The sequence below is a fragment of the Microcoleus sp. Pol12B3 genome, assembly GCF_036701355.1.
GTDB lineage: Bacteria > Cyanobacteriota > Cyanobacteriia > Cyanobacteriales > Microcoleaceae > Microcoleus.
The window spans coordinates 144,233-154,874 of the sequence record NZ_JAUBQS010000008.1 but is presented as its reverse complement, the minus strand read 5'-3'; the positions used below and the strand labels follow the sequence as shown (position 1 = coordinate 154,874).

Sequence of the window (10,642 nt, the reverse complement as noted above, 5' to 3'; positions counted from 1 at the left end):
AGCCGTGTGCAGTGAAAGTTGCAAGCACGGTTCCGAATGGGAGGGAGAGGATAGTAATATCTTCTCTCGACCCTAACCCCCTAATATTCCCAAAGCTTATGCAGAAATAGTTGAATTTTTGGCGACGGCCACACTCCCCGCAGTCATATCAACTTTCCACTCTCCAAGGAAGCAAAAGAGCATATCCTCGACCTAATTTATGCCCACAATAATCAAGGCTTGACCCGCGCTGGAAAAAGCAAATTAGATAACTATCTAGTGCTAGAACATCTGATGACTCTCATCAAAGAACTCACAAACACGTCCTTAAAGATTTAGTTTTTTTATATCTCGTCAATTAGTGTCCAAACGATCGCCACGACCGCCGCCAAAACCGATAAGAAGTGTTAAGTTAGTAGTTAGTTGTGTCGATCGCACAGAAAAAAAATGCCTGAACTACAAACCGATACATACCAAGACCTCGACCCGCAAGTCCTCTCAAAGCCCGTTGTTGTCGGTCTGGAAGAGGTAACAAAAGTTTACGGGATTGGCGACCTGGAAGTTCGCGCCTTAAACGGCGTCAGCTTGACCGTAAGACAAGGAGAATATTGCTCGATTATGGGCGCATCGGGATCGGGCAAATCTACAGCTATGAATATTATTGGCTGTCTCGATCGACCTACGAGCGGCAGTTACTACTTAGACGGCGTAGATGTCGCCCAAATGCCCGAATCAGAATTAGCCGGAATTCGCAATTTAAAATTAGGTTTTGTCTTCCAACAATTTCACCTGTTGCCTCAATTGACAGCCTTAGAAAATGTCATGTTACCTATGGTTTATGCCGGCATTCCCGCAGCAGAAAGACGCGAACGGGGAGTAGAGGCTTTAACGAAAGTAGGCCTGGAAAGTCGGCTGCAAAACAGACCGAATCAACTATCAGGAGGACAGCAGCAGCGGGTTGCGATCGCCAGGGCTATTGTCAACCGTCCCGTGTTGTTGCTGGCTGATGAACCGACTGGTGCATTGGATACAAAAACTACTCAAGAAGTAATGGATATTTTTACCGAATTCAACGAAAGCGGCATGACAGTTGTTATGGTAACGCACGAACCGGAAGTGGCGCGCCAAACTCGCCGCGTTGTCTGGTTCCGCGACGGTCAAGTTATTCACAATAATCTCAATCCCGAAGAGCTTTCACACGCGGTATTTTAGTATAAGAGTCCGCGAAAAGCGAAAAGAAAATGGGGCGATTGAAATCGCTTCTAGACAAACGAAGTCCGCCTACGCGGACTGAAGAATCAAGAGGGTATCAGTCCTATGCAACAGGACTTTAGCTATTAGACAGGGGTTTTCAACCCCTGGCGGACTAATAGACAAAACACCCGATATCTGCTTAATGAAAAGCACTGGGAAAAGCTTCCCAAACTCGATCGACAAAATCTCTAAGTTGCCGAGATGCGATCGCACCATCCTTTTTCTCAGCATCCAGAGAGTGCAACTCAGTCAACAGTGAAATTACCTCAGTATCTAAAGCCGCGCGAAACAAGCTCAGCGGCCACAGCAAATCAGCACCATTTCGCAAATCGGATAAAGTGTATTCTGCCGAAAAATCCTTCCCCGACGCCGATACAACTAACATCAAAGGGCGCACCCAACAAACTTGACGTGCCTCAACCACTTGGATTACCTCGGAATGCAGGCACGCATCTCCACATTCTAAACTGACAATTTGACCAGGCTTAAAGTTCAAAGCACAATCCATTAATGCTCACACTTAATACAGACATAACAAAGCAGCGAAATAAGTGCTGCATCTCTCGACAGCACCAGAAAAAATTATATCATAATTCCTTCTTCCTTCTTCCTGACATCCGTTGCATCCGTCGAGCGAATCAGTTGCCGAACTTCCTTCTTCCAGACATCCGTCGAGCGAATCAGTTGCCGAACTTCCTTCTTCTCAACTTTCATCAAGCTTTTTAAGAGCCATTTCAAGATCGGCTGTCAACAATCGTGCTTCTTTTTTACCACCGCCACCATGGGCATAATCCGCCACGGAAATCGGAGCACCGATCGCAATTTTTACCTGAGAACCCCATTGAGGAATGCGCGGGCGATAGCGGATACTCATCGGTACAATTTTAACCCCCAAACCCGGTTTGCTCAACTCTGCTTGAATTGCCAAACGCGCCAATCCCGGCTTAATCGGATGAACTTCGCCATCCTGAAAAATACCGCCTTCGGGAAAAATCACCAACATTTCCTTGTCAAGGAGCAGTTCCACCCCATAACGGAGACTGCCAATTGCCGGATGCTTGAGATCGACAGCAAACCCCCCCAAATGTCTGATGAACCAACCTTGCAGTCCTTTGACCTCATCAGCAGTTACCATAAACCGCAAATCGCGTCCAGTCACCTTCTGTCCGGTTGAATAGGGCATCATCAGGGCATCCCACCGGGAACGGTGCGTAGGGGCTAAGATGACAGGCCCGTCTTTCGGCAAGTGCTCCTGTCCGGTTATCTCAATCTTGCCAAAATGAAACGGTAGGACAACATAGTGACCTAGCGGATAGAGCAAGGAGGTTAACCAAGGAGAAACGCGAGAGGTATTAGATGCTACCTTGGCAGGCATTGGCTTCACTAGAGATGATTTACTGGACTCAACGGCGATCGTGGCGGTGTGGGGCATAGCAATTAAGCTGCTTGATCGAGATCTAAAGTCTAAAGTAAGGTGTTGGCTAAATCTTTAGTTTTTAGATCGGGACACTTTTGCTATTGGCCTTGTGCCGATCGAGCGATCGCGCCCGCAAGAGATAATCTCTAACAGATAAAACCTCAGCCAACCGGACAGCACTAATACAAAGTACTCGGCCGCCTGGAAAGCTCGATCGGGCAATTACGGATCTATTATTTCAGTTAAAGGATCAATTTCGATTAAACATCGCCCCGAAGAAAGTAAAAAATTTTACCTGTTAATTTTTCCGGCGCGCTTCAAACCAAGAAAGCAACTGATCGCGGCAAACAGACTCCATAATACCGCCAAGCACCTCTAAGCGGTGACACGAATGCGCGCTATCGGGAATATTAGCAGCAGTCCGAATTGTGCCAGTTTTCGGGTCATCTGCTCCGTATACCAGCAAACCAATCCGAGCTTGGACGATCGCACCAGCGCACATCGGGCAAGGTTCCAGCGTTACGTAGAGCGTGCATTGGTTGAGATGCCAGTCTTGCAAAACTTGGCCGGCCGCCCGCAAAGCCAAGATTTCAGCGTGAGCAGTCGGATCGCAGTCTCGCTCTCGCCGATTTTGCGCTTCGGCAATCAATTTGCCAGTACCGTCAACAATGGCAGCACCAACGGGTACTTCACCGGCATCACCGGCTGCTTGTGCCAACTCCACAGCCCTAGTCATCCAGCGTTTGTGAATAAAATAAGTAGTATCACTAATAGACAATGGCTCAGTTTTAAAATTCACGTCATACCTACGTAACAGAAAAACTTAAGATCGAGAAAGAAAGTTACATTACAGCTTAATAGAAAGTCATTTTTAATTATGGACACCACGACGATCACCACTGAAATTGTTGAGCTGTTGTGCCGCATTAGCCGGCAAAAGCTGCGCGAACAAGATATCACTCCTTTGGTAGTGTTTGTGACTGCTCTAATTTCCATCCTGCGCGGAGTGATGATTATTGACAGGACGATCGCAGTTGAAGAAGAAGAACGGCTGCAAAAGACTCTCAAAGCCTTTGCCAGCGGCGACCGCGATCGGGTAGAACTAATTCAGCGCCTTGTCAAAGGAGTATCCAAACAGCAGGTTTACTTCAACCCCACGGAATTGCTAACCCTGACAGCTTTGTTCTCAGAATCAGAAAAACTGTTGCTTATCGGTTCCGGCTACGAAATGTCAGCAGCCGACGGGCACATCGATATGCGGGAGCAAATGTACTTACAGTCGATCGCAAATCGGCTCGGCCTAGACTCCAGACACATTGCAGTCCTAGACACTTTATTTACTAAAGAAGGAACCCTCGACTCAGAAGCTTTTGGCGAAGTTCAAGCTTTACTCGATCCCAGCGAATTCGAGTCCCGCGATCCAGTATTTGGCAAAGCAGCAAAGCACTTGCTGAGTATTTTACTCCGCAAATAATCCAGCCCATATAAATTTTGGAGCAGTAACAGTAGTGACAGAGGAGTTCGAGGATTTGACGCTGTGTCCATTTGAGATGTGACTTGGGCGCTCTTACCCTCAAAAACCGGGTTGTTTAACCCCTACCAAGAGCTTTGCATGGCGTATGTTGGTGAAAAACCTGTTTTCTGCCTAAGTCCCGCTTTATTTTTTGGGCAACAGTCGATCGACCCTTGTATCCCATTGAACCGAATGCCTCTAAAATCTAAAAGCGACTTGTCGCTGCCTTGATTGACCCAGCTCAATCTCAAATCTCAAATTGATTGATTATGCAAATTGAATGGCAAACCGCCAAAACCTACGAAGACATTCTCTATCACAAAAGCGGCGGCACCGCGAAAATTACCATCAATCGACCTCACAAACGGAACGCTTTCCGTCCCAAAACCGTGCTGGAACTGTGCGATGCCTTTACTGATGCCCGCGAAGACACAAAAATAGGCGTTGTCCTGTTCACCGGTGCGGGGCCTCATACAGACGGCAAATACGCCTTTTGCGCCGGCGGCGACCAAAGCGTGCGGGGTACGGCGGGATATGTAGACGAAGGTGGCATACCCCGCTTGAACGTGCTCGACTTGCAGAAGTTGATTCGCTCGATGCCCAAAGTTGTAATTGCTTTAGTTGCAGGCTACGCAATTGGAGGCGGTCACGTTCTGCACTTAATTTGCGACTTGACGATCGCTGCTGACAATGCTATTTTCGGACAGACCGGTCCCAAAGTCGGCAGTTTCGACGGTGGTTTCGGAGCTAGCTATCTCGCCAGAGTTGTCGGCCAGAAAAAAGCCAGAGAAATTTGGTTTTTGTGTCGCCAGTACAGCGCACAGCAAGCCCTAGAAATGGGTTTAGTCAACTGCGTCGTGCCCGTCGAACAACTAGAAAGAGAAGGGATTCAGTGGGCTGCGGAAATTCTCGAAAAAAGTCCGATCGCGATTCGCTGCTTGAAATCTGCCTTTAATGCCGACTGCGACGGTCAAGCCGGTTTGCAAGAACTGGCGGGAAATGCCACTTTGCTGTACTATATGACGCAGGAAGGCGCCGAAGGCAAACAAGCCTTTTTGGAAAAACGGCAACCTGATTTTAGTCAATATCCTTGGCTGCCATAGCGGGATGGAAAAATCAGTTTTTTTATGCGCTCATATTAAAGTAGATACTGCTGATTTTTATGAGTTAGTAAAGCCAAATGCACCCGCTCGTCCAAAAGTGTGACTATTGATACCAGTTCCCAAAAAGAATGAAACTGCTTTGTCAGATCCAAACCATGATAATGATCGGTGATTTCCCCATCGAAAATCGAAAATCGAAAATGGTACGAGCAGCAGGGCAGCCGACGAACTAGACCGAAACTGCTGCTGCCGATTTTTCGGTTAACGTTGTGCCTGTAAGCTGGCAGGCATTGCGCTCGGAAAGAGTGACGGCGGCATCCTGCAGCGTCAGAGTCGATTCTTGCCACATTCCAATTTCTTCTATGTTTTCCCAAGATGACCTAAAAGGCGAAACCGCTAAAGCACAAGCTTTCCAGTGACTTTGAACCGGGCCGCCTAGTAAAGCGCAAACACCTCCGCGTCTGCCCTCAGGGGTATAGTGACGGCAGTGACCACAAGCTGAAGTTAAAGGTGAAGTTAAGGAGGTTTGCATAAAAGTTCTTAGGGAAATCATTTTCATCTCTAATTCTCCTTTGTAGAGCTAGCAGGTTTTAGAGCATTCCAACCTTTATGCTGTCTGGGTTGTAGCGATCCCCGAAGCATAATTAAATTTTATAATTTATTTATAATCTCGTTATATATAGAAACAATTAGATCGGTGCTTGCTCATTGTATAGGTAAAAACAAAGGTTAAAAGTTTATAAAGCCGTTAGGGATCAAGAAAAAGTACAAATGCCCAACGAGTATGAGAGGTTACAAACAGGCGGTAGCTTAGAATACAAAAATTCGCTGAGAGTGTCCCTAAGCAGCCTCCGGAAAATAGCAACAATTAAGTTTTCAAATGAAAATAAAAAATAGCTGCCGGCGATCGACAGCAGGCGATCGGGCCCCTGTTGCATTGACGCCAAAAGTAGCTAATCATAAAATAGGCAAGTTTTCAAGCTTCTTGTTTATCTCTACAATCAAAAGATTAAAATTAATTCAGAGGCGGTAGGAGTTTTGCTAATGAGTAAGCGTTCTTCGGTTGAATCCCCAAATAATCAATCCTCTTCAACCCCAATCAAGCCTGCTTTGCAAGCAGTCCTGGGGAGTCTAGATGTAAATCTAGAAGCAGAACTGACAACATACAGAAGGCACAGGCGGCGCGCCGAACAGTGGGTGTCGCCCTCAGTTCGTACCGGCAAGCAAACAGCCACAACCGAGCAACAGCTAGCCCAAAATTTGCCACCGGAGACTGCCGAGGGAACCCAGCAGCCACTATCGCTGCCCCTATCCCTTGCCGGCACTCAGGGCGATGCCCCCCTAGCAACTACCAAGGGCGGCACAAAATTATCTAGCAGTACCTTCGCACCCAACAAATATCTCGAATCAAGCGAAAAACTGATCGAAAGTTTGGACGAGTCAAAAGCTGAGCCTACGGTAGAACGCAGTTTAGCCGCCAGTTTGTTAACTCCCTTGGGACTGAGTTCGATGCTGCTGTTTTTGCTGTCATGCACAGCTTTGGGCTACGCAGTCATGTACCCGTCAAATCTAGTTAAGATGGCCGGCCTGAACCGTTTGCTCGATCGCAATGCACCCTCTTCAAGCGACAGTCCCGCCTCTACTGCCATCTCAGATACCAGCACCAAGGAACTGCCGAAAGCTCCCAATCTGGTATCCAAGGAATTTGTCGAGCTAGATTTGAGCACTCTCAGCAATGTCCAGCCGACAGTCAGCCCGATTGCTTCCCCGTCACCAAAAGCCTCAATCCCGCCAACTCCGCCAGCGCCTCCGGGCCCCAGCGGGGCTGTGCCAATTCCTACAGAAGACGGCAACCCGGCCAGAGGCAGGGAACAAGGACTCAACAATCTGAGTACGGCTTTGCTTCCTACTCCCAGCCCTAGCGCCGCCCAGCCAGTGCCGACACTGCCGACACTGCCTCCAACACCCTCCCCAGCCCAGCCTGCCGCCACATCCCCGGCGACAGCATCCCCGGCCGCCGCATCGCCAGCCGCCGCATCCCCGCTGGGAAGGCCTGCACGGGCCGCTGACGGTTTTTATTACGTTGTCACCGATTACACAGGCGAAAAATCGCTGCAGCAAGCCAGAACCGCAGTTCCCGATGCCTACGTGCGGAACTTCTCAAAGGGTGTCAAGATCCAAATGGGGGCTTTGAACGATCCTGCCTCAGCAGAACGTTTGGCGAAAGAACTCCAAGAAAAAGGGGTGAAGCCACAATACTATCAGCCATAAATTAGGTAAAGGGTGAAAAACTTTAACTAAATTGTTAGACAAAGCTAGACAATGAGGAATGTTTTGTCTAACACAAAATTGGTTTTGTAATTGTCAATTCCCAGTCCTAAATCTAAAATTTAATAAAATCGGGAGACTGGCAAAATGGGATTATTCGATCGCCTATGGCGAGTGATTCGAGCCAATATTAACAGTTTGGTCGGGGCTGCTGAAGACCCAGAAAAAATTCTGGAACAGGCTGTAATGGATATGCAGGAAGATTTAGTGCAGCTCAGACAAGCTGTGGCAGGAGCGATTGCAGCTCAAAAACGCACTGAACGACAGTGTTCCCAAGCTGAGTCTACAGCCGCAGAATGGCATCAGCGGGCGCAGCTAGCTTTGCAAAAAGGCGAGGAAAATTTGGCGCGGGAAGCTCTGACGCGCAAGAAATCTTATCAAGAAACGGCAACGGCGATGAAAGCCAGTCTCGCACAACAGAACGCTGTTGTGACTAAACTTAAAGAAAATATGCGGACTCTCGAAAGTAAAATTTCCGAGGCAAAATCTAAAAAAGATATGTACATTGCCCGAGCTCGATCGGCCGCATCGTCGGAAAGACTTCAAGAAATGATGGGCAATCTCAGTACCGGCAGTGCTTTGAGCGCGTTTGAACGGATGGAAGAGAAAGTCATGCAGCTAGAAGCTCGCTCCGAAGCAATCGCAGAACTCGGAACTAATGATTTAGAAAAGAAGTTTCTCTCTCTCGAAGGTGCCGACGATGTGGATACCGAGTTGGCGGCGATGAAAGCACAAATGCTTCCGGGCAACAATACACCCAAATTGCCGTCGGGCGAGCCGCCCGCATCCTGAACCCCAAGCAGCAGAACAATAAATAGTCGGGACGAGCAAAAACTTCTCAACAGCCTAGCTAGAGATGGCTCGAAGCCTGTTGGGGAATTCCCGGATCGACGTTAAACTCAATAGATAGGTGCATGAATAAGCTTGCCTGCATCGCATTACTCGATCGCTTTAAACTGGATTTATCTGTCTGCAAAAATTGCCAAAAACTAAATCGCACTAAAAATCTGACAAGAGTGAATTTCACAACTGCGGGCTAGGGCTATCAAGCCTGCTTTCCGCCTACTTCGTACACCTCACCCAGGAAAAATAGCATTATGGGATTATTTGACCGCATTAGCCGAGTCGTCAAAGCCAATCTTAACGATCTGGTCAATAAAGCTGAAGACCCGGAAAAGATTTTAGAACAGTCCGTTACGGATATGCAGGAAGACTTGGTGCAGTTGCGTCAGGCCGTTGCCAGCGCGATCGCCACTCAAAAGCGCACCCAGACTCAGTACAATCAAGCTGAATCTCAATCTAACCAGTGGCAGCAGCGCGCTCAGCTAGCCCTGCAAAAAGGAGACGAGACTTTGGCCCGGGAAGCGCTAGTTCGCAAAAAGTCTCACGCTGAAACGGCGGCTACGCTGAAAGCCAGTCTGGATCAGCAATCGGCTCAGGTGGAAAGTCTCAAGCGCAACTTGATCGGTTTGGAGAGCAAAATTTCTGAAGCTAAGACTAAGAAGGATATGCTCAAAGCGAGGATATCGGCTGCTAAAGCTCAGGAACAGCTCAACAATACCATTGGCACCTTGAATACAGGCAGTTCAATGGCGGCTTTCGATCGCATGGAAGAAAAAGTTTTGCAGATTGAAGCTCGCGCGGGGGCTTCGGCAGAATTGGCAGCCGGCAGCAGCAATTTAGAGGAACAGTTCCGCTTGCTCGAAAGCGGTGGTGATGTTGACGACGAGTTGGCTCAGATGAAAGCTCAACTGACCGGGGGTTCTGTGTCTCAAGGTCAATTGCCGGCTGCGGGTAAAACGGCAGCAGCTAGTAGCTCGGAGTCGAGCCCGGTGATTGACGCTGAGTTGGAAGAATTGCGATCGCAGCTCAATAAAATGTAGTAATCTCTATCAAAATTTACCTATTTCTCAGATCGCAGGTTTGATAGAATGCTCCGCCGACCTACAGGGCTAGCTTGGGAGGTCGGAGTTTTTTTGGTAATTTTTGAGTACACAAAACAGAAGTGCTGTCAACTATCTTTATATTGACTTAAGAAATTAACTCTTTAAAAAGTGATAAAGTAATTTTATTTCTTGCAAGAAGTCTAGCTTGGGAGGTAAGAGTTTTTGAGCAATTTGTCATTACACAAAACAAGAGTCCTGTCAACTATCTTTATATTGATTTAAGAAATTAACTCTTTAAAAAGTGATAAAGTAATTTTATTCCTTGCAATTGCGTCGGTCGCGCCCGATCGTAAGTGTAAATAACTATCAAATATTGCTAACCTGTCATGCCCGTGCAATTTTCTAGAGGCTTTTGTAAAATCAAGTTTTTCAAGGCATTAGCACTTGGTTTTTCAATTGCAGCTATTTGTCCCGCACTGCTATCAGCTCTAAGTGTTAACGAGTCGATGGTTGCTACCGACTCAGGGGTGCAAGCGCCCATTTTACAGGATAATTTACTGTCTCAATTAAAACTAAATCAAGAAACAGCAGACGATCGCGATCGGCTTCGTGATTTATACTCGGGTTCAGAATTAGATAGAGGCAGTAAAGAGCAAGAAAATAGCATCCCGGAGTTTGATCGATCGACCCAAAGTGAGCCTGCAGAAACTCTCCCTCAATTGCCGAACCGAGGAGAAAATAGACACGAATTTCCGATTCCTAACCCGCGGCTGCCAAATCCGGCTCCTCTCCCATAACCCGCAACACCAAAGCCCTTGCCTTCAGGCGAACCGCTTTTGCCACCTGCTGTTCCCCCACTGGCACAGCCTGCAGAATTGCTAAGATTCCGGGTACGATAAAAGTCGATCGATGGGAAGTAGTTGGCAGTTGATTTACCGCGAGCCGATAGTGCAAAATCCCAGAAAAGAAATCGCGATCAATATTGGTACCTGCAGTCGAGAAAGCGATACATCTTTGCTGCGAAAGGATTTTCCACTGTCGCCGGAAGCAGATAATCCGGATAGAAATCCGGTTGCGGTGCTGAGGCTGTTTCAGGATTTTACTCAAAGGGGAGAGATGTCTTGGCGAGGCGATCGCAGTTCACTCTGGGAATGGCAGCATT

The 10,642-nt window shown here is 47.7% G+C and carries 14 protein-coding genes; 7 read left to right on the top strand and 7 right to left on the bottom strand.

Translation table 11 applies throughout. The features are described from left to right. The first annotated feature begins 426 nt into the window (after nucleotides 1–426). A complete protein-coding gene (locus QUA53_RS06485; RefSeq protein ID WP_333095752.1) occupies nucleotides 427–1,191 on the top strand; it encodes an ABC transporter ATP-binding protein in 765 nt (254 codons plus the stop codon). 181 nt (nucleotides 1,192–1,372) lie between these two features. Here QUA53_RS06485 and QUA53_RS06480 read toward each other — a convergent pair whose 3' ends face one another. The 4 genes from QUA53_RS06480 to tadA form a co-directional block, all read right to left on the bottom strand. Beyond that, on the bottom strand, nucleotides 1,373–1,741 hold the full coding sequence (locus QUA53_RS06480) for a hypothetical protein (protein ID WP_333095751.1): 369 nt from the start codon (nucleotides 1,739–1,741) through the stop codon (nucleotides 1,373–1,375). Nucleotides 1,742–1,815: 74 nt separating this feature from the next. Continuing rightward, nucleotides 1,816–1,947 carry a hypothetical protein gene (locus tag QUA53_RS06475; protein WP_333095750.1) on the bottom strand — a complete coding sequence of 44 codons (132 nt, stop codon included), beginning with the start codon at nucleotides 1,945–1,947 and terminating at the stop codon, nucleotides 1,816–1,818. Then, nucleotides 1,937–2,665: a lysophospholipid acyltransferase family protein gene (locus QUA53_RS06470; protein WP_333095749.1), complete on the bottom strand. Its 729-nt coding sequence runs from the start codon at nucleotides 2,663–2,665 to the stop codon at nucleotides 1,937–1,939. Before QUA53_RS06470 ends, QUA53_RS06475 begins: the two co-directional genes overlap by 11 nt. Nucleotides 2,666–2,948: 283 nt before the next feature. Continuing rightward, complete coding sequence (gene tadA, locus QUA53_RS06465) at nucleotides 2,949–3,449, bottom strand: tRNA adenosine(34) deaminase TadA (protein ID WP_333095747.1); 501 nt, start codon at nucleotides 3,447–3,449, stop codon at nucleotides 2,949–2,951. 78 nt (nucleotides 3,450–3,527) lie between these two features. On the opposite strand from tadA, the gene QUA53_RS06460 reads away from it, so the two are divergent. After that, a complete protein-coding gene (locus tag QUA53_RS06460; protein WP_333095745.1) occupies nucleotides 3,528–4,124 on the top strand; it encodes a TerB family tellurite resistance protein in 597 nt (198 codons plus the stop codon). A gap of 308 nt (nucleotides 4,125–4,432) precedes the next feature. Next, the gene (gene menB, locus QUA53_RS06455; protein ID WP_333095756.1) at nucleotides 4,433–5,266 is read left to right on the top strand and encodes a 1,4-dihydroxy-2-naphthoyl-CoA synthase; all 834 of its coding nucleotides are present in this window, start codon (nucleotides 4,433–4,435) and stop codon (nucleotides 5,264–5,266) included. 229 nt (nucleotides 5,267–5,495) lie between these two features. On the opposite strand, the gene QUA53_RS06450 is transcribed toward menB, so the two are convergent. Beyond that, on the bottom strand, nucleotides 5,496–5,798 hold the full coding sequence (locus tag QUA53_RS06450; protein WP_333248758.1) for a hypothetical protein: 303 nt from the start codon (nucleotides 5,796–5,798) through the stop codon (nucleotides 5,496–5,498). Nucleotides 5,799–6,310: 512 nt separating this feature from the next. Here QUA53_RS06450 and QUA53_RS06445 point away from each other — a divergent pair. Next, entirely contained in the window at nucleotides 6,311–7,537 is a 1,227-nt protein-coding gene (locus QUA53_RS06445; protein WP_333095741.1) for an SPOR domain-containing protein, read from the top strand. Nucleotides 7,538–7,681: 144 nt separating this feature from the next. Beyond that, a complete protein-coding gene (locus QUA53_RS06440; protein ID WP_015176248.1) occupies nucleotides 7,682–8,386 on the top strand; it encodes a PspA/IM30 family protein in 705 nt (234 codons plus the stop codon). A gap of 58 nt (nucleotides 8,387–8,444) precedes the next feature. Here QUA53_RS06440 and QUA53_RS06435 read toward each other — a convergent pair whose 3' ends face one another. Next, complete coding sequence (locus QUA53_RS06435) at nucleotides 8,445–8,594, bottom strand: hypothetical protein (protein WP_333248755.1); 150 nt, start codon at nucleotides 8,592–8,594, stop codon at nucleotides 8,445–8,447. Nucleotides 8,595–8,691: 97 nt separating this feature from the next. On the opposite strand from QUA53_RS06435, the gene QUA53_RS06430 reads away from it, so the two are divergent. Together QUA53_RS06430 and QUA53_RS06425 are read left to right on the top strand one after the other, a co-directional pair. Beyond that, a complete protein-coding gene (locus tag QUA53_RS06430) occupies nucleotides 8,692–9,477 on the top strand; it encodes a PspA/IM30 family protein (protein ID WP_015176249.1) in 786 nt (261 codons plus the stop codon). A gap of 389 nt (nucleotides 9,478–9,866) precedes the next feature. Then, the gene (locus QUA53_RS06425; RefSeq protein ID WP_015176250.1) at nucleotides 9,867–10,277 is read left to right on the top strand and encodes a hypothetical protein; all 411 of its coding nucleotides are present in this window, start codon (nucleotides 9,867–9,869) and stop codon (nucleotides 10,275–10,277) included. Here QUA53_RS06425 and QUA53_RS06420 read toward each other — a convergent pair. Beyond that, on the bottom strand, nucleotides 10,240–10,587 hold the full coding sequence (locus QUA53_RS06420) for a hypothetical protein (protein ID WP_333248753.1): 348 nt from the start codon (nucleotides 10,585–10,587) through the stop codon (nucleotides 10,240–10,242). The genes QUA53_RS06425 and QUA53_RS06420 overlap by 38 nt on opposite strands. Nucleotides 10,588–10,642: the final 55 nt, after the last annotated feature.